Source organism: Aldersonia kunmingensis, assembly GCF_001646865.1.
Taxonomy (GTDB): domain Bacteria; phylum Actinomycetota; class Actinomycetes; order Mycobacteriales; family Mycobacteriaceae; genus Aldersonia; species Aldersonia kunmingensis.
Map to the genome: position 1 here is coordinate 1 of NZ_LRRB01000186.1, position 22083 is coordinate 22083.

Below are 22083 nucleotides of genomic sequence, written 5' to 3' on the forward strand. Positions count from 1 at the left end.
GAGGCCGCTGGCACGGTGCGAACCGAGCTGGGCCACCGAGTCCGGCAGCGTGCCGATATTCGAGCACAGCACCTCGCGTTCGCCGGCGCCGCGCGACGCCGCGTGTGCGATCCGGTTCGGCAGGACGTGCAGCCATTCCGCAGGCCGCCCGGGCGGATTGCCCAGCGGCCGGTCGTACGCGGTGCGGCAACGTTCGCGAACGACAGCGAGAGTCTCCCGTGGCGCGATGGTGGCCGCGCCCATGGTTATCGAATTGCCTCCGGACTCCGACTCGCGAGTGTCGATCGGCAACCCGACGCTCACCGGCTCGGCGCTTCCCGTGGCGCTGGCGAGCACATTGACGACGACCGCGACGAACAGGCTATTCGGAGTCCCGTCGCGCACGTTGGCCGCGGTATCCCACTGTGCCGCAGGACAAGTGATGATCGCGGTGCGGGCGGGTGCGGTCTTGGGCCGTGCCGCGGGGACGGGCTCGTTCTCGTGCCCGCTGGCGCGCAGTGTGGTCCCCGTGGTGATGCGCCGCCAGGTGCGCCGGGCGTCACGCCAATTCGAATCCGGTTCGGCAAGAACGGGTTCGGGCTTCCCGGCCAGCACCCGATCGACGGCATCGATCAGGCCACGGGCATCGCAGAGCACATGCGAACACGTCAACACGGCCAATGTGCCGCCGCCGCGCAGTGGCGCGGCGCGCACATGCCAGCCGGGCCCGGTCTCGGGGTTGAGATCCGGCAGGTTCCGTTGTGCAAAGTCGGAAATATCGTCGGCCGCAACGGGTGTATCGACAAGCTCCAGCGGATGCGCCGCCTGCGCGGCCACCCAGCGCGGCCGGGCGCCGGGCACGGCGGACGTGACCACCCTGCGGCCCAGCGTTCCGTGGCTGAGCCGGGCATGGACGTCCGCGAGCACATCGCTTGGCAGTGGTTCGTCGGTACGCCACAACCCTTGCAGCGCAATCGGAGTGCCGAATCCGCGATGGGTAAGCAGGAAGATTTCGTCGATGACGCCGAGCCGGGAGGGGGTTTGCGGTGGGGGGCCGGTCATGCCGGCGAGCCGTGCCGTCCCGCGCCCGCGGCAAACCGCTGCGCACCCTCGAGCGCACCGCTGGCCAGTGCCGAAAGGCCGTGCCGCAATTCGTTGTGGATCGCGGCTTCCTCGTCCATGCCGTCCTGTTCCAGCGCCGACAGTCGGTCGGACCGCAGGCAGTTCTGCGGTAGCGCGGCGAGTTCGGCCGCGAGTGCCTCGGCTGCCTCGCGTGCGGTGCCGGAGGGGACGACGCGGTTGGCGAGGCCGATCCGCTGCGCCTCCTCGGCGCCGACGCCGCGCCCGGTGAGGATCATGTCCATCGCGACGCTGGTCCCGATGAGCCGGGGCAGGCGGACCGTCCCCCCGTCGATGAGTGGCACTCCCCAACGTCGACAGAACACACCGAACTGTGCGTCCTCCTCGACGACCCGCAGATCGCACCAGAGCGCGAGTTCGAGCCCACCGGCGACCGCGTACCCGGAGACGGCGGCTATGACCGGCTTGGACAGCAGCATCCGGGTGGGTCCCATCGGGCCGTCGCCGTGCTCCGCGACCCGGTTCGACTCCGGCGTGCCGAGCGCCTTGAGGTCGGCGCCGGCGCAGAACGTGCCGCCCTCGCCCCACATCACCGCTACGGACGCGTCGTCGTCGTCATCGAAAGCCCGGAAGGCGTCCGCAAGCGCAGCGGCGGTGGGCCCGTCGACGGCGTTGCGCGCATGGGCTCGCGACAGGATGACGGTGGTCACGGGGCCATTGCGCTCGGTTCGGACGCTCATGACGACTCAATCTACGTCGTTGGTGGGTGATTGCAAGAAGAAATGAACTGTGATTCACTCCTTGCATGCCGTACCGCCGCAGCGCTGCCGTTCAGGCGCGGCTCGACGCGCAGGAAGAGACGATCCTCCGCGCCGGAGTCTCGTTGCTCGCCGAGCGTGGCTATGCCGGACTCTCCATCAACGCGGTCGCCACCGAGGCCGGTGTTGCAACCGGAACGGTCTACAAGCACTTCGCGTCCAAGGCCGATTTGGCCGCCGCCGTCTTTCGTCGCGCGGTGGGCCACGAGGTCGATGCCGTGGTGCGAGCGTCCAGTCGGGCGGGCAGCACTGTCGAGCGGTTGACCGCGGGCGTCGAAACATTTGCCATGCGCGCGCTGAAGAATCCTCGGCTGGCCTACGCATTACTCGCCGAACCGGTCGATCCGGCCGTCGACGAGCAGCGGCTCGCCTACCGCCGCACCTTCGCGAGCGCATTCGAGACGGTAATTCGCGACGGCGTGGCGGACGGATCGATCCCGCCGCAGAACGCCGCGCTATCCGCCTCCGCACTCGTCGGTGCGGTGGGCGAAGTCCTCATCGGGCCGCTCGCCGACAACCCTGTTCCCGAGGCAGTGATTCCTGAACTCATCGCCTTTTCTGTTCGCGCGCTAGGAGTTTGACCCATGCAGACGCACGAGGTTTTCAACCAGGTCCCGGATTTCTTTCCTGCCGACCTGTCCGCCAACCCGGCGCTGCTCGAGGGGCTGCATCGTGAGGGTGCGGCATGGGCCGAGGACGAGGTGCGTGAGCTCGGGCTGCGGGCGGGCACCGTCGAGGCGCAGGAGTGGGGCCGGCTGGCAAACGCGTACCCGCCGGTGCTGCACACCCACGACCGCTACGGGAACCGCATCGACGAGGTGGAATTCCACCCGTACTGGCACAACCTGATGGACGTTGCCGTGTCGCACGGCCTGCACGGCACGCCGTGGCGCGATGACCGTCCGGGCGCACACGTAGCGCGGGCCGCGAAGTTCTACACGTGGGGACCGGCCGACGCCGGCCACATGTGCCCGATCTCCATGACGTATGCGGTCATCCCGGCGCTCCGCCACAACCCGGAGCTCGCAGCGAAGTATGAGCCGCTGCTGACCTCGACCACGTACGACTTCGGGCTGCGCGAGCCGAGCACCAAGGCCGGGTTGATAGCCGGTATGTCGATGACCGAGAAGCAGGGCGGCTCGGACGTGCGAGCGAATACGACCACCGCCACCCCGAACCCGGACGGCAGCTACCGCATTGTCGGACACAAGTGGTTCACGTCGGCGCCGATGTCGGACATGTTCCTCACGCTCGCGCAGACGGACGGGGGCGAGCGAAGCGACGGGGGAAGAGGCACCGCCGGCGTCACCTGTTTCCTGCTGCCGCGCGTGCTGCCCGACGGCACCCGCAATCCAATCCGGATTCAGCGGCTCAAGGACAAGCTGGGTAACAAGTCCAACGCCTCTTCGGAGATCGAGTACGAAAACGCCACCGGCTGGCTCGTCGGTGAGGAGGGCAAGGGCGTCAAGACGATTGTCGAGATGGTCAACATGACCCGGCTCGACTGTGTGATCGGCTCGGCCACGGGCATGCGCGTGGGCACCGTGCTCGCCGCGCATCACGCACGGCACCGCTCGGCGTTTGGGAAGCTGCTCGTCGATCAGCCCGCGATGCGAAATGTGCTCGCCGACCTGGCCATCGAATCCGATGCTGCGACAACCGTGATGATGCGTCTGGCCGGTGCCACGGATCGCGCGGCCCGCGGTGACGAGCAAGAGGCCATGCTGCGCCGGATCGCGCTCGCCATCACCAAGTACTGGGTGTGCAAGCGCGCGCCGAGCCACGCCGCCGAAGCACTGGAATGCCTGGGCGGCAACGGGTATGCCGAGGAGTCCGGTATGCCGCGCCTGTTCCGCGAGTCCCCGCTGTCCTCGATCTGGGAGGGGTCGGGCAATGTCGCCGCGCTGGATGCGCTGCGCGCCATGGGCCGTCAGCCCGAGACTGTCGAGGCCTTCTTTGCCGAGGTGAACCTCGCGGCCGGCGCCGATGCGAGGCTCGACGACGCGATTGCGCGCGTGGGCAAGGAACTCTCCGACTTCGAGGACATCGAGTACCGCGCGCGCCGGGTCATCGAACTGATGGCGTTGGTGCTGCAGGGTGCCCAACTCGTGCGGCACGGACACCCCGCCGTCGCGGATGCGTTCTGCGCCAGTCGCCTCGGCGACGACTGGGGCATCGCCTTCGGCACCCTGCCGACAGGGGTCGACACCGCGGCGATTCTGGCGCGGGTCTGACGTACTGCACCCCTAGGGGGTGAGCTGACGCTAGGGGGTGCGACCTCGGTTGGTGCGGTACCACCTCACGAGTGCGTCGGTTGACGAATCAGACTGCTTGGCAGGCGAATTGGCTTCGACGAGCACCGGCTCGAGCTCGAGCGCCTGCTTCTTGCCCAGCTCGACACCCCACTGGTCGAACGAGTCGATGCCCCACACCGCGCCCTCGACGAACACCTGGTGCTCGTAGAGCGCGATGAGCTGGCCGACCACCGACGGGGTGAGCTGCGGCGCGAGGATTGTGGTGGTGGGGCGATTGCCCGGCATCACCTTGTGGGGCACCACCTCCGGCGGCGTGCCTTCGGCTGCGATCTCCTCGGCCGTCTTGCCGAACGCGAGCACCTTGGTCTGCGCGAACAGGTTCGACATGAGGATGTCGTGCATGCTCCCGGTTCCATCGATCGTTGCGAGATCGTCGGTGGGCTCGGCGAACCCGATGAAGTCGGCAGGGATCAGGCGCGTGCCCTGGTGCAGCAACTGGTAGAACGCGTGCTGCCCGTTCGTTCCCGGCTCGCCCCAGAAGATCTCGCCGGTCGGCGTGGTCACCGGCGTTCCGTCCGCGCGCACCGATTTGCCGTTCGACTCCATGGTCAGCTGCTGCAGGTAGGCGGCGAACCGGGCGAGATCATTCGAATAGGGCAGTACCGCACGGGATTCCGAGCCGAAGAAGTTCGAGTACCACAGCCCGATCAGGCCGAGCAGCACCGGCGCGTTCGATTCGAACGGCGCGGTGTGGAAATGCTCGTCGATGGCGTGCATACCAGCCAGGAACTCGGCGAAATGCTCCTTGCCGATGGCGGCCATTACCGACAGGCCGATCGCGGAATCGACCGAGTACCGGCCGCCGACCCAGTCCCAGAAACCGAACATGTTCGCGGTGTCGATACCGAATTCCGCGACCCGCTCGGCATTGGTGGACACCGCGACGAAATGCTTTGCCACCGCGTCTTCGCCGAGCGCGCCGGTCAGCCAGCGGCGTGCGGCAGTGGCGTTGGTGAGCGTCTCCAGCGTGGAGAACGTCTTGGACGCAATGATGAACAGCGTGGTGGCCGGGTCGAGTCCGGAAAGCTTGCTCACCAGGTCGGCCGGGTCGACGTTCGATACGAAACGACAGGCGATGCCTGCGTCGGCGTAGTGCCGCAGCGCCTGATAGACCATGACCGGCCCGAGATCCGAACCGCCGATGCCGATGTTGATGACCGTATGAATCCGTTCGCCGGTGGCGCCGCGCCATTCGCCGGAGCGGACCGCGTCGGTGAACCCGCCCATCCGGTCCAGCACCTCGTGCACGTCGGTGACCACGTCCTGGCCGTCCACCGTCAGGCTCGTGGACTTCGGAAGTCGCAGCGCGGTGTGGAGCACTGCGCGGTCCTCGGAGGTGTTGATATGCGCACCGGAGAACATCGCGTCGCGGCGCTCTTCGACGCCGGCCTCGCGGGCGAGGTCGAACAGGCGACGCAGCGTCTCGCTCGTGAGTCGATGCTTGCTGTAGTCGATGTACAGATCACCTGCGGTGACCGTCAGCTGCGATCCGCGCGCCGGGTCTGCGGCGAACAATTCGCGCAGTGTCGCACCGGAGATCGAGTCGAAGTGAGTTTGTAGAGCCTTCCAAGCTGTCGTGCCAGTGATATCTGAGCTCATGATTGGCAGCCTATTCCCAGGGGGGTGTACTCGTGAGTTCTACAGGGCATGCTCGATCAATGGACAAATCAGCAGTGCAGAACGCGCTCGCTTCGGTACCCACTGGGCTTTGGATCGGCGGTCGCGCCGTGGACGCGGAGAACGGTGCGACATTCGCCGTCCATGATCCGGCGACAGGGGAGGCGATTACGCATGTCGCGGACGCGTCGCCGGCCGATGCGCTGTCCGCGCTCGACGCCGCGGTTGCCGCGCAGGCCGACTGGGCGGCAACGCCGGCCCGCAAGCGCAGCGAGGTGCTGCGCTCGGTTTTCGAGGCGATCATCGATCATGCCGACGAGATCGCGCTGCTGATGAGCCTCGAGATGGGAAAGGCGCTCGCGGAGAGCAAGTCCGAGGTCATCTACGGCGCCGAGTTCTTCCGCTGGTTCAGTGAGGAGGCGGTGCGGGTGTCCGGGCGGTATCAGCACGCGCCCGCGGGCAACGGCCGCATCCTCGTGCACAAGCAGCCCGTCGGCCCGTGTCTGGCGATCACACCGTGGAACTTCCCGCTCGCGATGGGCACCCGCAAGATCGGCCCTGCCCTCGCGGCCGGGTGCACGATGATCGTCAAACCGGCCTCCGAGACGCCGCTGACCATGCTGCTGCTCGCCAAGCTGTGCACCGACGCCGGCCTGCCGCCGGGTGTGCTGTCGGTGGTGACCACCAAGCATTCGAACGAGGTCACCGAGCCGCTGCTGAACGACCCGCGGCTGCGCAAGCTCACCTTCACCGGATCCACCGAGGTCGGGCGAAAGCTGGTCGAGAAGACGGCGAAAGGCCTGCTGCGCACCTCGATGGAACTCGGTGGCAACGCGCCGTTCCTGGTGTTCGACGACGCCGACCTGGACAAGGCGGTCGAGGGCGCGATGCTGGCAAAACTGCGCAACGGCGGCGAGGCGTGTACCGCCGCGAACCGGCTGCACGTGCAGAACGGTGTGCGGGAGGAGTTCACCCGCAAGCTCGTCGAGAAGATGACCTCGCTCGCACTGGGCCCAGGCACCGATCCGAAGACGGACCTCGGCCCGCTCATCAACGCCGATCAACTGCAGATCGTGTCCGACCTCGTCGATGACGCGGTGGCGGCTGGTGCGCAGGTGCGCCTCGGCGGCAAGGCCCCGGGCGGGCCGGGTTGGTTCTATCCGGCGACGGTCCTCACCGACGTGCCCGCGAAGGCGCGCATTCTGCGCGAGGAGGTGTTCGGGCCGGTCGCGCCGATCACCGGGTTCGATACCGAGGAAGAGGCGATTGCGATCGCCAACGACACCGAATTCGGGCTCGTTGCCTACCTGTACACCGAAAGCCTCGATCGCGCGCTGCGCGTCGCGGAGGCCCTCGAGACCGGCATGGTGGGGGTCAATCGCGGCGTGATCTCGGATGCCGCGGCACCGTTCGGTGGGGTGAAAGCGTCCGGTTTCGGCCGAGAGGGTGGCTTCGAGGGCATCGAGGAGTACCTCGAGACCAAGTACATCGCCCTCACCCCGTAGATGTCGGATCGGGCGCTCCGCAGGCTCCGCGCCGGTGGCGAGCGCGTGGTTACCTTCGCCGACGCGAATGCACGGGGGTAACTACACGCTCGACCGGGTTACCGGGACCTTGTGTGAAACGGTAGTGAACGGAAGATCCGTTGCGTTAGACGGAGTGAACGCTTCCGTTCACTCCGCAACAAAAGCGCGCGATCAGTGCCCGAGCCTGCCACGCCCGAGGCGCAGCAACAGCATGGCGAGCGTGTGGCCTTCCTGGCCGAGTTCGCTGAACCGCTGAATAACCTTCATCTCCCGGCTGTGCACCAGGCGGGTACCACCGGAGGCCATCCGGGTCCGGCCGATCATCCGCGACACTTCGGTTCTGCGCTGGATCGCAGCAAGAATCTGGGCGTCGAGCACATCGATCTCTTCGCGGAGTTGCGTGATCTCCTCCGCGCTTTGCGGCAGCGATGCGCTGTCGGGGGTGTTGGTCGTGGGCGGCATGTGGTCTCCTCGTTTCGCAAATCCGAACGCCGTAGCCATCGTGGGACTGTGCAGTCTTCGACAGGCGGCGCGGCCATCGGTCGCTACTTAGCGCTGTCGGATTCGGCGCGCGGCGTGTTACTTGAAACGCCTCCATAGAGTTTGCCACGCACCAAATGATCGGCAAAACCTGTTTCGCTAGGAAGATGCTGGCAATGTGCTGAGAAGACACACTCCTGTGCCATATGCACGCCGCGTCGGTGTGCAACGGTAGCGTTGACAGACGATGAACGACGCTGCTGCCAAGCCCACAATTGAGACCGCGGAAGCCGCGACGCGTGCCGTGCTGCGCCGCGACGAGAACCCCGACGAAGTCGCCTTGCGCCTGCTCAACGGTCTGAACGGGCAGCAACGCCAGGCCGTTCTCCACACCGGCTCCCCGCTGCTCATCGTCGCGGGCGCGGGCTCTGGCAAGACCGCGGTGCTCACCCGCCGGATCGCCTATCTGCTCGCTGCGCGAGGAGCAACGCCGGGGCAAATCCTGGCGATCACTTTCACGAACAAGGCTGCCGCCGAGATGCGCGAACGCGTGATCGGGCTGGTCGGGCCGCGCGCCCGCAACATGTGGGTGTCGACATTCCACTCGAGTTGCGTGCGGATTCTGCGGGCGCAGGCCGGGCTGCTCCCCGGGCTGAACTCGAACTTCTCCATCTACGACGCGGACGACTCGCGGCGGCTGCTGACGATGATCGGGCGCGATTTCGATCTCGATGCCAAGAAGTTCTCCGCCCGAATGCTGGCCACAGCGATCTCGAACCTGAAGAACGAGCTCATCGAGCCCGACGAGGCCGCCGCCGACGCCGAGAAGGACGGCGGCGAGCTGCCGAAGCTGGTGGCGAAGGTCTTCGCGGAGTACCAGCGACGCCTGCGCGGCGCGAACGCCATGGATTTCGACGACCTGATCGGCGAGACGGTCGCCCTGCTGCAGAGTCACCCGCAGGTAGCGGAGTACTACCGGCGCCGCTTCCGCCACGTGCTGGTCGACGAGTACCAGGACACCAACCACGCGCAGTACGTGCTGGTGCGCGAACTCGTCGGTGGTGCCGGAATAAGCATGGCGCAAGATGCGGTGGAGCCCTCCGAACTGTGTGTTGTGGGCGACGCCGACCAGTCGATCTATGCGTTTCGCGGTGCGACGATCCGCAACATCGAGGAGTTCGAACGGGACTACCCGAACGCGAACACCATCCTGCTCGAGCAGAACTACCGCTCCACACAGCACATCCTGTCCGCCGCGAACTCGGTAATTTCGCGCAATGTCGGCCGCCGAGAGAAGCGGCTGTGGACCGACGCCGGCGACGGCGAGTTGATCACCGGCTATGTCGCCGACAACGAGCACGACGAGGCGTCGTTCGTAGCGCGCGAGATCGATCGGCTCGTCGATGCGGGCGAGGCCAAGTTCAACGATGTCGCGGTGTTCTACCGGACCAACAACAACTCCCGCGCGCTGGAGGAGATCTTCATCCGGCTCGGGCTGCCGTACAAGGTCGTTGGCGGGGTGCGCTTCTACGAGCGCAAGGAGATCCGCGATGTGGTCGCCTACCTGCGGGTTATCGACAACCCGACGGACACGGTGAGCCTGCGTCGCATCCTCAACACGCCACGCCGCGGGATCGGCGACCGGGCCGAGGCGTGCGTGGTCGTCCATGCCGAGCAGAAGGGGATCAGCTTCGCCGACGCGCTCCGCGATGCCGCGGACGGGAAAGTGGCGCTGCTCAACACGCGCTCGCAACGAGCGATCGCGAGCTTCATGGAGTTGATGGAGGGGCTGCGCGCCGCGGGCGAGGACGCCGCGTTCGCGGGCGAAGCGTACGAAGCGGGGGAGTCGCCCGGCTGGGATGTCGGCCAGGTCGTCGAGGCGATTCTCGAACGCACCGGTTATCGCGCCGAACTCGAGGCGTCGAGCGATCCGCAGGACGGCGCACGCCTGGACAACCTCAACGAGTTGGTCAGCGTGGCAAGTGAGTTCAGCTCCGAGGCCCGCAACCTCGCCGCGCTCGCGCAGGTGGAGGAGGAGGTCGGCCCGGTCGATGAGGAGGCCGCGGCGGCTGCCGAGGGCGAGCCTGAGCCCGGTTCGCTGGCTGCCTTCCTCGAGCGGGTATCGCTGGTCGCCGACACCGACCAGCTCCCGGATTCCGGCGACGGCGTGGTCACGATGATGACGCTGCACACCGCGAAGGGGCTCGAATTTCCCATCGTGTTCGTCACCGGCTGGGAGGACGGGCAGTTCCCGCACATGCGGGCGCTAGGCGATCCTGCGGAGCTCTCGGAGGAGCGCCGGCTGGCGTATGTCGGCATCACCCGAGCGCGTAAGCGGCTGTACCTCACGCGCGCGGTCGTGCGGTCGGCATGGGGTCAGCCGATCTCGAACCCGGAATCACGCTTCCTGCAGGAGATCCCAGGTGAGCTGGTCGATTGGCGTCGTCTCGACCCTTCCGCGTCGCTCGGTTCGCGCGGTGGCCGGGACCGTTGGCGGGACCGCGACGAAGGCTTCGAGCGCGACTGGACGCGTCCCGAGCGGCCCGGCGTGCGCAGTGCGGCCGGCCGCTCCGGCGGATACAACCGGCCTGCGCCGGGCACCAAGCGCAACAACACCGATCTCGTGCTCGATGTGGGGGATCGGGTCAGCCACGACAAGTACGGGCTGGGCACCGTGATCGCGGCCGACGGTATCGGGCCGCGAGCGACTGTCACGATCGACTTCGGTACTGCTGGCAAGGTGCGGCTGATGCTGATCGGCGGCGTCCCGATGATCAAGCTCTAGCTACTACGACGACCAATGCCCTAAACGGGTGCGAAATTTGTTCCCGGGTGCGAAATTTCGTCCCCATAAACACAATTTGCACCCGCTCAGGGGTGCAAAGGTGTCGAGAAAGATCAGTCGCGCTCGATACCGAGGCTGATGCCCCGGGACGCGAGCCACGGCACGGGATCGATCTTGTCGGAGCCGTTCTGCCACACCTCGAAGTGGCAGTGCGGTCCGGTGGAGTAACCGCGGTTACCCATGGTCGCGATCTGATCCCCGGCCATCACATGCTCGCCGACAGAGACCGTCGTGGTGTTCACGTGGCCGTAGACGGTGACGGTGCCGTCGGAGTGCAGGAGCCGTACCCACATGCCGAAACCGGATGCCGGGCCGGCGTCGATCACGGTGCCGTCGGCGACCGCGAGGATCGGCGTGCCGATCGCGTTGGCCACGTCGATACCGAGATGCGAGGCACCCCACCGGGCACCGAAGCCCGAGGTGAAGGAGCCGCTGGTGAACTTGACGTAGAGCGGGCGGAGCTTGGCGGCCTCTTCGGCGGCGCGCTCCTGAGCGAACTTCGCGCCCTTGGCGAGGAGGTCGTTGAACTGGTTCAGGTTGACCGGGGCCGCGATGTTGAGCACCTGCGGTGCCGTCGACGGGGGCGCGGCCACGGTGTTGTCGGTTCCGCTCGGCACGGTGGCGGGCGCCATCGCGACGACATCCGCCGAACTGCCGGCCAGTGCGATCTCGGTGGTGTCGGGCGCAGCGGGCGCGTTGTTCTGGCTGGCGGCCTGACCTGCGGCGGCGACAGCGCCGGCGGCTATTGCGACAACGGCGGCGCGGTTGCGAACGCTGCTCGGCGGCGCGATGACGCGGTGCTTGCCGGTGCGTGCGTCGTCCGGCATCTCGGGGGTTTCGGCCTCGGGATCGCTGGCGTCCGCAGCGGCAGGCGACCGCGGTGCCGTGTCGTCGGCGGGCGTCCAGGCCGGGATCTCGTTGATCGGGGATCGCACCGCAGCGTCCTTGACCGGCGCCCATGCCGCGTCGTCGCTTGTCGGTGAGGAGGAGATGTCGAGTACGTCACCCGAGACGGTCTTGAACGTGAAGTTCTGCGCGTTTCCGCGGGCTCGTCGTTTACTCCGGGGCTGAGCTGCGCTGTTCGCAGCGTCGCTCGCCTGGCGCGTTGAGCGCCGTTCTGAGCGATGATGCGAAGCCAAGGCTCATGCCTCCCGTTGTGATCGGACTGTGACATTGACTTCACCGACCGTAACGAAATGGTTCCGACAGGTGCAAGCGCTCGACCTGACACCTTGCAAAATGTGACCCCAATCACAGCCTGGACCTGGAACTTTCGTCGCATTCGCAGCGATAGTGCGAAACGGCCTTTTATCTACCGGCCGGTGATCGGCGCGAGACATTAACGTTATCGACGTGTTTGACGACCGATCGACGCTGGCCTGGGCCGGTGTAGGGGCGGTGTTGATCGCCGCCGTGACCATCGCCGTTGCGCCTTTGCTCGGCGCCGCGCACGCGTCCGGGGCGGACGATCCCTCGCCGGTGGCGGCCTCGTCCTGGTGCGTCGCGGTGGTCATGGTTGTTGTGGCACTGCTCGCCGCACTGACGCTGCGGACAACACGCGTCGCGGCGACTGGGGGACTGCTCGCCGGGTTCGGTGCGGTGTGCGCGGCGCTACTGGTCTCCGACGCCGCGCTGCTGACGCGACCGATCGACGCGAATCGCTTCGAACTGCTGCGCCCGGAGTCGGCCGCCGAACTCACCGCGTCCGCGGGAATCTGGCTGGTGATCGTCGGCCACGTCGCGGGCCTGGTCGCCGGCGCGATCGGCGTGGCGGTGCTGCAGCGTGCCGCGTTGCACGACGGCTACGGCATATCCGTAGAACCGGATCTGTCCGGCCGCCCGGTCGGCATTCGTGTCGGTAGCTGGTTCGCCGCCGCGGTTGTCGTGCTGGCCTTTGCCTTCGGGGTCGCGCTCGTACCGGTTCCCTGGACGGTCGCCGACCCGGTGCTGCTCGTCGAGCCCTTCGTGGAATCGGATGCGACGCGAATCGCGGGCATCGTGCTGCTCGCGTTGGTCGTCCTGGTCGGGGCCGGCCTCGCTCTCGCCTCCGCCGAACCCTCGACCGCGGCGGGCCTGCTCGTGGGTCTCGGCCTCGGCGCCCTGTCCTTCGCCGCCGCACGCGTCGCCGCAGGCGTTGATCCGGGTCTGACGCCGACCCCGGCAGCGTGGGTGGCTGCACTTGCAGCCTTCGCACTGATAGCGATCGGTGCTGTCGTGCCCTGGTTGGTTACGCGGCGCGACCTGCGCGCCTCCGAAATCAACACCGGTGGGCCGAGTGGGCGAAGCGGGCTGTCCACGTTTGGTTGGCATGTTGCGGCCGGGTCGACCGGAGTCGCGGCCGCCGTGCTGATCGCGGTCGGCGCGCTCGCCCCGACCCTGGAGGTGCCGGCCGGCCGGACCGCGCCCGATATCTTCGCCGACCGATCGGCGCTGGTCCTTGCGATCGTGCTCGCGATCGCCTGTGTCTGGCTGTTTTTCTCCGAGTTCGCAGTGACGGTTCGGCCCGCGGTCGTCCCGATCGCCTCGGCGGCGGTGCTGGCCGCGTCCGGGGTGGCGCAGGCTGCGCTGGACGGCGCGCGGGTGCCGGGCGTGAGCGTCGGGATCGGTGCGGTGCTGGCGCTTATCGGGGTTCTTGTTGCGGCCGCCGCCTCCGTGATGGTCGGCTTCGCCGGCGCCGCCGAGCGGGACGAGATCGACCTCGCCGAACTGCCCGATTGGGAGCGGATGCCGCTCGTGCTCGGTGGTGTCGGCGCGGCTGCCGCGGCTGTCGCGCTCGGCCGGCCGATCCATCGCGGCGCGAATTCGTTTGCGCTGCCGTGGGGTTGGGACACCTGGGGCCGAGTGCAGCTGGCCATCGTGCTGATCTGCGCCGCGATCGTTGCAGCCCGTTCGCGCCGGCCGCGGGCGGTAGCGCTACTCGTCGGTGCCTCGGTAGCGGTGCTCGGCTACCTGCTCAGCTGGCCGCTCAGTGGACGCGTAGCAGGATTCGCCGTGCCGTTCGCGGCGGTGGCGATCGCCGCATTCGGTGCGGCCGCCATATTGGCGAACCGTCAGCAAGGGACGGCTGCGCCGGCCAGAAGCGGACGCCGCGCTGCCCCACGAGGACGGCGGACGTAGAGTCGGACGTGGCCCATCGCCGCAGGTGACATGTGCCACAAGCAGCGAACGCGGTGGGTTGGCACACGACACCACTGACTAAAGTCCCTACGGGCCGCCCCTAACCCGCGGGGTGGGCAACAACGCAGACGAGACGGTGAGTAATGGATCTCTTCGAATACCAGGCGAAGGAGCTCTTCGCCAAGCATGGAGTGCCGTCGTCGGCCGGCCGGGTCACCGACACGGCGGAAGACGCACGCGCGATCGCCGAGGAAATCGGCAAGCCGGTGATGGTCAAGGCGCAGGTCAAGGTTGGCGGCCGCGGTAAGGCCGGTGGCGTCAAGTACGCCGCCACCGCCGACGATGCGCTCACCCACGCGCAGAACATCCTTGGACTCGACATCAAGGGCCACGTCGTCAAGAAGCTCCTCGTGGCCGAGGCGAAGGACATCGCCGAGGAGTACTACATCTCGTTCCTGCTCGACCGCGCGAATCGCACCTACCTGGCGATGTGCTCGGTCGAGGGCGGCATGGAGATCGAAGAGGTCGCCGCCACCAAGCCCGAGCGCCTGGCCAAGGTCTCGGTTGACGCCGTGAAGGGTGTCGACCTCGCGTTCGCGCGCAGCATCGCAGAGCAGGGCCACCTGCCCGCCGAGGTGCTCGACGCTGCGGCCGTGACCATCCAGAAGCTGTGGGAGGTCTTCGTCGGCGAGGACGCGACCCTGGTTGAGGTCAACCCGCTGGTGCGCACCCCGGACAACGAGATCCTCGCCCTCGACGGCAAGGTCACCCTCGATGCCAACGCCGACTTCCGTCAGCCGGGCCACGAGGAGTTCGAGGACAAGGACGCTACCGATCCGCTCGAGCTCAAGGCCAAGGAGAACGACCTCAACTACGTCAAGCTCGACGGCGAGGTCGGCATCATCGGTAACGGCGCCGGCCTGGTTATGTCGACCCTGGACGTCGTCGCGTACGCCGGTGAGAAGCACGGCGGCGTGAAGCCCGCCAACTTCCTCGACATCGGTGGTGGCGCGTCGGCCGCGGTCATGGCTGCCGGCCTCGACGTCATCCTGAATGACGCGCAGGTCAAGAGCGTGTTCGTCAACGTGTTCGGCGGCATCACCGCCTGTGACGCGGTCGCCAACGGCATCGTCGGCGCGCTGCAGACCCTCGGTGACGAGGCCAACAAGCCGCTGGTCGTCCGTCTCGACGGCAACAATGTCGACGAGGGCCGCCGCATCCTCGCCGAGGCCAACCACCCGCTGGTCACGGTGGTTGCCACCATGGACGAGGCCGCCGACAAGGCCGCCGAACTCGCGTTCGCCGCGAAGTAAAGGGACTAGAACAATGGCAATCTTCCTCACCAAGGACTCCAAGGTCATCGTCCAGGGCATCACCGGCGGCGAGGGCACCAAGCACACCGCTCTGATGCTCAAGGCGGGCACCCAGGTCGTCGGTGGCGTCAACGCACGCAAGGCCGGCACGACCGTGTCCCACACGGACAAGGACGGCAACCCCGTCGAGCTGCCCGTATTCGCTTCCGTCGCCGAGGCGATCGAGAAGACCGGCGCGGACGTCTCCATCGCGTTCGTTCCCCCGGCGTTCTCGAAGGACGCCATCATCGAGGCCATCGACGCCGAGATCCCGCTGCTCGTGGTCATCACCGAGGGCATCCCGGTGCAGGACTCCGCGTACGCGTGGGCCTACAACGTCGAGAAGGGCAACAAGACCCGGATCATCGGCCCGAACTGCCCCGGCATCATCACCCCGGGCGAGGCGCTCGTCGGCATCACGCCGGCGAACATCACGGGCAAGGGTCCGGTCGGCCTCGTCTCGAAGTCCGGCACCCTGACCTACCAGATGATGTTCGAGCTGCGTGAGTACGGCTTCTCGACCGCCATCGGCATCGGCGGCGACCCGGTCATCGGCACCACGCACATCGACGCGATCGCGGCCTTCGAGAAGGACCCCGAGACCAAGCTGATCGTGATGATCGGTGAGATCGGTGGCGACGCCGAGGAGCGTGCGGCCGAGTACATCAAGGCCAACGTCACCAAGCCGGTCGTCGGCTACGTCGCGGGCTTCACCGCGCCGGAGGGCAAGACCATGGGTCACGCCGGCGCGATCGTGTCCGGTTCCTCGGGTACCGCCGCCGCGAAGAAGGAGGCCCTCGAGGCCGCCGGTGTCAAGGTCGGCAAGACGCCGTCCGAGACCGCCGCGCTCGCGCGCGAGATTCTCGAGACGGCCGCCGTTTCGGCCTGACGAACCCCGGTTCGCCTGCATACATAAGGACCGCCGGTGCACGCCTGTCGTGTACCGGCGGTCCTTTGCGTTCGGTGTGATCCATCACCGAAGCCGATTCTCTGCGAGGCAGGATCTGTGGCGGTCGGTCTCGGCTAGTAGCGTCGGCAGGGACGAGGTTCGCCGCACATTGAGGAGATGCCATGTCCTACCCAGCCGGGTCCACTGGGGGAGCTACACCCGGTGACTCGCAGCCGACCACCGCGTCCGCGCCGACTCCCGCCGACCGGCTGCCGCAGCTGCTCGTTCTGGCGACCGCGGTGCTCGGCGTAGTGAACTTCCTGCTCGGTTTCGCGCCGTACGTGAAGTTCCACGGCATGGCGGGGCTTGGCGGTTCGACGAGCAGCATCTTCGAGCTCGGTTCGGTCACGGCGCTGCTCGGCTTCCTGCTGTTCGGCGCTGCCGCGGCCGGAATCTCGTTGCTGCCCAAGCAGGATCTGCGAGCCGTCGCCGCGGCAGCCTCATTGGTCGGGTTCATCACGCTCCTTATTCAGTCGCTCAACCTCGGCGACGGCGTGGAGCTCGCCTGGGGCGGCTATGTCGTGCTGGTCTTCGCATTCGTCCAGGCCGTTGTGGCTGTGGGCGCGTTCGTGCTCGGCACCGGCTTGGTCACGCTGCCTGCCCCGAAGCCGGCCCAGCAGTCCGGCTACGCGCCGTACCAGCAGCAGGGTTACGGGCAGAGCTCCGGGCAGAGCGGGCAGACCTATGGTCCGCAGAGTTACGGCCCGCAGGGCGGATATGGCAGCCCGCAGGGTTACGGCAGCCCGCAGGGTTACGGCAGCCCCCAGGGTTACGGGCGGCCGGGATACGGCCAGCAGCCGGGGCAGCAGAACTACGGCCAGCAGGGCCAGCCGAGTCAGCAGGGCCAGCCGAGTCAGCCGAGCTACGGACAGCAGGGTCAGGCCGGCCAGCCGAGCTACGGCCAGCAGGGCTATCCCCAGCAGGGTTCCGGATACGGCGGAACACCGTCCTACGGCCAGCAGTACGGGCGCGGCGAGGGTTATCCGCAGCCGCAGTACGGTGCCGTTCCCTCGGGCGGCTACACCGCGGGGCAGCCGCAGGGTGAGCCGGGTGCGACGGACGCTCCCGCTGGTGCGACCCAGCAGATCCCGTCGCAGCAGAGTCCTTCTCAGGACAGCGGTTCCGAGGAGGGCCGGACCTCATCGGAGCCCGACCCCACCCGGGCGTTCCGGCCGTCCGACGAGGACGGAAAGTCCACCTAGCGGTGCAGCCTCGCCGGTCACCCGGCGCGCCTGATCGGTGCGCGCCGGGTGTGATGACAGGCTTGGGCGGATGAGCGCAGTACTGGATTCCGACGCGCGGGACACCCGCGACGCCGACCGGCGGCGCCCTGTCCTTACGCCCGAACGATCCAAGACGCTGGTCGTCGTCGCCTTCCGCCCCGCGATTGTTGCGTTGACGCTGACGGCCACACTGGTTGTCGTCGCGCTGGTCGCCGCGAGTAGCGACCTCACCGGCGCATTCGGCGGGATCGCCGGTTCCTGGTTCGCGATTCATCAGGTGCCGCTCACGATCTCGGGCCGCACACTCGGCCTGCTTCCGTTGCTGCCGACCATCGGCATCATCTGGTTCGTGGCGCGTACCTGCGAACGCGCAGTGGCCGATTCGCGGGACTTCCGCGACGTCGCCGCGATCGCGGCTGCGGCGGTCGCCGGGCCGGTGGTGTTCACCCTCGTGTGCCTCGCTGTTGTTGCGGACGCGGCCGGGGTGATCACCCTCGAGGCGCCGAATGCACTCGCCGCGATCGGCTGGGTGGCCCTCATTCATCTGCTCGGCGCGAGCGCCGGACTGGTGCACGCATGCTGGCGGGACGTCGTCGTCGCCGCGCGGCTGCCGGACTGGGCGGTCGCGAGCGTGTTTGCCGCAGTGGCCGCCGCGCGCCGGCTGCTGATCGCCGCGGCGGTGCTCACCGTTGTCTCGCTAGTGGTCCACGGCTCGACGGCGATCGGCGCGTTCGACGTGGTCGATGGTTTCTCCGGCACCCTCGGACTGCTGGTCGTGGCTATTGCCTACCTGCCCAACGCGGTCATCGCCGCGGCCGCCGTGCTGGTCGGTGCGCCGGTGCAGATCGGGGCGGGCAGCGCGGGACTAATCGACGTGACCGGCGCCGAGATGCCCGACTTCCCGCTGCTCGCCGCACTTCCGACCGGTCCTGCACAGCAGTGGTGGCTCTTCCTGTTGGTCATTCCCGCCGTACTCGGCGGACTGCTCGGGCGGGATTGCGCCAAATCGTGTGAGCACCGCGTCTCTGCGGCACAGGCCGCCCTGACGGCCGGTGCGCTGATCGCTGCCGGTGCCGTCCTCGCGGGCGCGATGGCCGGCGGGATTCTCGGCGGGTTCGGCATGTACGGGCCACAGGTGCTGTGGTTCGGACTCTGCACGTTCGGCTGGTTCGGCGTGGTCGGCGCTGTCGCCGCACTCGTGATCGGTGCCCGGCCGCTGGTCGAGGAGAGCATCGATGACGTTGACGAGTCGGAGATCGGGGGCATCGCGTCCGACGATGTGCCGACGTCCGTTGCGGCGCCCGCTGCCGTCGAAGCAGAGCTGATCGGCGAGCCGGTGGCGGACGAACCGGACGTCGAGGGCGCGGAGATCGTCGACGCCGAGGTCGTGGAACCGGACCTGGAGCAGGGGAGCCCGAAGGCCGACCGCTAGGCTTACGGCGCCGAGGGATGGCAGGTTCGATCGAATTGCCACAGCGCCCCGGCTTCTTGTCGAGTGCCAGTCCGTCGAGTGCCAGGAGTAGGACGCTGAACGCCCCGCGTGACCCACAACGCCTGGCCCCGTCCGCTCCGGCCAGGGTGGTCGTGCTCGCCTCGGGCGCCGGCACGCTGTTCCAATCACTGCTCGAAGCCGCATCCGCCGCAGACTTTCCGGCGCAGATCGTCGCGCTCGGTGTGGACCGCGATTGTGCCGCGACCGAGTATGCGGACCGCGCGGGCCTGAAGCATTTCCGGGTCGCGCTGCGCGACTACGCCGATCGCGCGGAGTGGGATTGCGCGCTCGCCGACGCAGTCGCCGGGCACGATCCCGACCTCGTTGTCACTGCCGGGTTCATGAAGCTGCTCGGCCCCGAGTTCCTCGGCCGGTTCGGCGGCCGGATCATCAACTCCCATCCCGCGTTGCTCCCGGCGTTCCCCGGGGCGCACGGTGTCGCCGACGCGCTCGCCTACGGCGTGAAGGTCACCGGCACGACAGTGCATCTGGTCGACGGCGGTGTCGATACCGGCCCGATCCTCGCGCAGGAGGCGGTCACGGTGCTGCCTGGCGACGACGAGGACACCCTGCATGAGCGCATCAAGATCGTCGAACGACGACTGTTGGCGGAGGTTGTCGCGGCGGTCGCCGCGCACGGCGTTATCTCCGATGGACGAAAGGCCCGGATTCCCAGTGAGTGAACGTAAGCAAATTCGCCGCGCGTTGGTGAGCGTCTACGACAAGGCGGGGCTCATCGAGCTCGCGACCGGTCTGAACGAGGCCGGCGTGGAACTGGTGTCCACCGGTTCGACCGCGGCGCGTATTGCAGACGCCGGAATCCCGGTCACCAAGGTGGAGGAACTGACGGGGTTCCCGGAGACCCTCGACGGCCGCGTGAAGACGCTGCACCCGCGCGTGCACGCCGGCATCCTCGCCGATACCCGCAAGTCGGAGCATGTCGATCAGCTCGTCGAGCTCGGTGTGGAGGCGTTCCAGCTCGTCGTCGTGAACCTTTACCCATTCACCGAGACGGTCGCGAGTGGCGCGTCGCCGGACGAGTGCGTCGAGCAGATCGACATCGGTGGTCCCTCGATGGTGCGTGCGGCCGCGAAGAACCACCCGTCCGTGGCGGTCGTGGTGGACCCTGCCCGGTACGGCGATGTGCTCGACGCCGTTCGCGCGGGTGGCTTCACGCTCACGGAGCGCACCGGCCTTGCGGCGCAGGCGTTCCAGCACACCGCGGCCTACGACGTCGCGGTCGCGAGCTGGATGTCCAATGTGCTGACCGCGGACACCACGAGCGACGACAACACCCCGGTGTTCCCGGAGTGGGTCGGCGCTACCTGGAACCGCGCCGCGGTGCTGCGTTACGGCGAGAACCCGCATCAGGCCGCCGCGCTCTACCGCAATGACGCTGCGGCCCCCGGCCTCGCGCAGGCGGAACAGTTGCACGGCAAGGAAATGTCGTACAACAACTTCGTCGATGCCGACGCCGCCTGGCGTGCCGCGTACGACCACAGCGAGCCCGCAGTGGCAATCATCAAGCACGCCAACCCGTGTGGCATCGCGCTGGCGGCCGATATCGCAGAGGCGCACCGCAAGGCGCACGCATGCGATCCGGTGAGCGCCTACGGTGGCGTGATCGCGGCCAACCGTGAGATCACCGTCGAGATGGCCGAGCAGGTTGCGGAGATCTTCACCGAGGTGATCGTCGCACCGTCGTACGCCGACGGAGCCTTGGGAGTGCTGCAGCGCAAGAAGAATGTCCGCATCCTGGTCGCCGAGCCGCCGCTGTCCGGTGGCGCGGAGCTACGCCCGATCTCGGGTGGCGTGCTCCTGCAGCAGCGCGACGAATTCCAGGCGACCGGCGATGATTCCGCGACTTGGACGCTCGCCGCGGGTGAGGCCGCGGATGCTGCCACGCTTGCGGATCTCGAATTCGCTTGGCGCGCTTGCCGTGCGGTGAAGTCCAACGCCATCCTGCTCGCACACGACGGTGCCTCGGTGGGCGTCGGCATGGGGCAGGTCAACCGCGTCGACGCGGTCGGCCTCGCGGTGCAGCGTGCGGGGGATCGCGCAAAGGGGTCGGTAGCGGCCTCGGATGCGTTCTTCCCGTTCCCCGATGGCCCGCAGTCGCTCATCGCGGCCGGTATCCGCGCGATCGTGCAGCCGGGTGGCTCGGTGCGCGATCAGGAGACCATCGACGCCGCGCGTGACGCCGGAGTGACGCTGTACCTCACCGGTTCTCGCCACTTCGCGCACTAACTGGTCGTAGCTGCCCGCTCGTCCGCACCGCTCGAATCAGTAGCGGTAGCGGGCGAGGCGGGCGTTTCGGTTTTCGTCGTCGTCCGCGACGATCAGCGCCGGCACCATCTCGCTGGTGACAAGGCCGTGCTCGCTCGTCAGTTCGTCGACGATGTCGAAACTGCGCGCGATGTTTTCGGGCGTATCCACCACGATGGTGGTCACCGGGACCTGTCGTCCGATCCGGAACAGTGTGTCGCCGTGCGGTTTCCGGTCGTCGTGAAAACCGCGGATGGCGCGCAGCGAGGTGGCCCCACGCGCGGCCCGCTCGTGCCGGAGCCGCCGGATCAACTCGCGATGAATCGGCTTGCCGTCATGTCGGGTGTCCTCGGTTGTGTACACGGTCAGCTTCTGCCACAACGGAACTCCGTGAGCGTCTGCGGCCGGCAACGAGTGCGGCCGGGCCACGAGTTCGCCGCGGCGTTTGCACACCCGGATCCTTTCCACCGTCACCAGTGGCCGGTCGAGCATCGTGCCGAGTTCGCCAAGCGCGCCCGCGATCTGCTCACCTGTGCCGGCCGCGGTCAGCAACATCGGCACGTTCGCATTCCCGGAGAAGAAACGGGCCCGTACTCGCCTGCCGTGCATGGTGCCGTCGACGCCGAGATACACCGACGCGCCCGCGAAACCGCGGCGATGGAGTAGATCGGTGATCGCGACGTAGGCCGGGACGCGGCCGATTCGTTGCTGCCGGCCCAGGTAGACCGTGAGTTTCGCGGCCTCGCTCAGGTCCTCCGGCAATGCGCTGCCGAGGGGATCGCCGCCCGGGAACCGGGCCCGTTCGAGCGTGAGCATGCCGCGATTGGTGAGATCGAGCGCGTCGTCCACCAGGTGCTCGATCATCGCCTGCGTATCCACCGCGATTACTGTCACCGGTGGATCTTCGGACAGGCTGAGCGACTGGTCGGTGCGGATGTGGTGGCGCAACCCGAAGCCGGATATGCCGCGAAGCATCACGCTGCAGGCGACCTCGTGACGGCCGTACAGATCCAGCAAGGCATCCG

At 67.7% G+C, this 22083-nt stretch carries 17 protein-coding genes; 11 read left to right on the plus strand and 6 right to left on the minus strand.

Annotated features, from left to right (window positions below; genetic code table 11):
• Positions 1-1041: hypothetical protein (locus A8G08_RS13965; protein WP_068274928.1), on the minus strand; the 1041-nt coding region annotated here is incomplete at its 3' end.
• Positions 1038-1799 carry a crotonase/enoyl-CoA hydratase family protein gene (locus A8G08_RS13970; RefSeq protein WP_068274931.1) on the minus strand — a complete coding sequence of 254 codons (762 nt, stop codon included), beginning with the start codon at positions 1797-1799 and terminating at the stop codon, positions 1038-1040. The genes A8G08_RS13970 and A8G08_RS13965, both read right to left, overlap by 4 nt.
• A gap of 65 nt (positions 1800-1864) precedes the next feature.
• On the opposite strand from A8G08_RS13970, the gene A8G08_RS13975 reads away from it, so the two are divergent.
• Both A8G08_RS13975 and A8G08_RS13980 read left to right on the plus strand, forming a co-directional pair.
• On the plus strand, positions 1865-2458 hold the full coding sequence (locus A8G08_RS13975) for a TetR/AcrR family transcriptional regulator (protein WP_068274934.1): 594 nt from the start codon (positions 1865-1867) through the stop codon (positions 2456-2458).
• 3 nt (positions 2459-2461) lie between these two features.
• Positions 2462-4111, plus strand: a complete 1650-nt coding sequence (locus tag A8G08_RS13980) for an acyl-CoA dehydrogenase family protein (protein WP_068274936.1) — start codon at positions 2462-2464, stop codon at positions 4109-4111.
• 30 nt (positions 4112-4141) lie between these two features.
• On the opposite strand, the gene pgi is transcribed toward A8G08_RS13980, so the two are convergent.
• Positions 4142-5791 (minus strand): glucose-6-phosphate isomerase, encoded by a 1650-nt coding sequence (pgi, locus tag A8G08_RS13985; RefSeq protein WP_068274939.1) that lies wholly within the window; start codon positions 5789-5791, stop codon positions 4142-4144.
• Positions 5792-5850: 59 nt separating this feature from the next.
• Here pgi and A8G08_RS13990 point away from each other — a divergent pair, with 59 nt between their 5' ends.
• The gene (locus tag A8G08_RS13990) at positions 5851-7314 is read left to right on the plus strand and encodes an NAD-dependent succinate-semialdehyde dehydrogenase (RefSeq protein WP_068274942.1); all 1464 of its coding nucleotides are present in this window, start codon (positions 5851-5853) and stop codon (positions 7312-7314) included.
• Positions 7315-7506: 192 nt separating this feature from the next.
• On the opposite strand, the gene A8G08_RS13995 is transcribed toward A8G08_RS13990, so the two are convergent.
• A complete protein-coding gene (locus A8G08_RS13995) occupies positions 7507-7797 on the minus strand; it encodes a chorismate mutase (protein ID WP_068274945.1) in 291 nt (96 codons plus the stop codon).
• Between the two features lie 265 nt (positions 7798-8062).
• Between A8G08_RS13995 and A8G08_RS14000 the strand changes: the two genes are divergently transcribed.
• Entirely contained in the window at positions 8063-10600 is a 2538-nt protein-coding gene (locus A8G08_RS14000) for a UvrD-helicase domain-containing protein (protein WP_084436222.1), read from the plus strand.
• A 113-nt stretch (positions 10601-10713) separates the two neighbouring features.
• On the opposite strand, the gene A8G08_RS14005 is transcribed toward A8G08_RS14000, so the two are convergent.
• A complete protein-coding gene (locus tag A8G08_RS14005) occupies positions 10714-11799 on the minus strand; it encodes a M23 family metallopeptidase (RefSeq protein ID WP_068274947.1) in 1086 nt (361 codons plus the stop codon).
• Positions 11800-12013: 214 nt separating this feature from the next.
• Here A8G08_RS14005 and A8G08_RS27175 point away from each other — a divergent pair, with 214 nt between their 5' ends.
• The 7 genes from A8G08_RS27175 to purH all read left to right on the plus strand — a co-directional run bounded on the left by A8G08_RS27175 (position 12014) and on the right by purH (position 21040).
• Positions 12014-13777 carry a hypothetical protein gene (locus A8G08_RS27175; RefSeq protein ID WP_068274950.1) on the plus strand — a complete coding sequence of 588 codons (1764 nt, stop codon included), beginning with the start codon at positions 12014-12016 and terminating at the stop codon, positions 13775-13777.
• Between the two features lie 143 nt (positions 13778-13920).
• Positions 13921-15090 (plus strand): ADP-forming succinate--CoA ligase subunit beta, encoded by a 1170-nt coding sequence (gene sucC / locus A8G08_RS14015; protein ID WP_068274953.1) that lies wholly within the window; start codon positions 13921-13923, stop codon positions 15088-15090.
• A gap of 13 nt (positions 15091-15103) precedes the next feature.
• Entirely contained in the window at positions 15104-16018 is a 915-nt protein-coding gene (gene sucD, locus A8G08_RS14020; RefSeq protein ID WP_068274956.1) for a succinate--CoA ligase subunit alpha, read from the plus strand.
• 182 nt (positions 16019-16200) lie between these two features.
• Entirely contained in the window at positions 16201-17280 is a 1080-nt protein-coding gene (locus A8G08_RS14025; RefSeq protein WP_068274958.1) for a DUF5336 domain-containing protein, read from the plus strand.
• 70 nt (positions 17281-17350) lie between these two features.
• Positions 17351-18733 (plus strand): cell division protein PerM, encoded by a 1383-nt coding sequence (locus tag A8G08_RS14030; protein WP_068274960.1) that lies wholly within the window; start codon positions 17351-17353, stop codon positions 18731-18733.
• 17 nt (positions 18734-18750) lie between these two features.
• On the plus strand, positions 18751-19476 hold the full coding sequence (purN, locus tag A8G08_RS14035) for a phosphoribosylglycinamide formyltransferase (RefSeq protein ID WP_084436228.1): 726 nt from the start codon (positions 18751-18753) through the stop codon (positions 19474-19476).
• Positions 19469-21040, plus strand: a complete 1572-nt coding sequence (purH, locus tag A8G08_RS14040) for a bifunctional phosphoribosylaminoimidazolecarboxamide formyltransferase/IMP cyclohydrolase (protein WP_068274963.1) — start codon at positions 19469-19471, stop codon at positions 21038-21040. Before purN ends, purH begins: the two co-directional genes overlap by 8 nt.
• Before the next feature lie 36 nt (positions 21041-21076).
• Here the strand turns inward: purH and A8G08_RS14045 are convergent.
• Positions 21077-22083 (minus strand): DUF190 domain-containing protein (locus tag A8G08_RS14045; RefSeq protein ID WP_084436232.1); only part of this gene is annotated, 1007 nt, incomplete at its 5' end.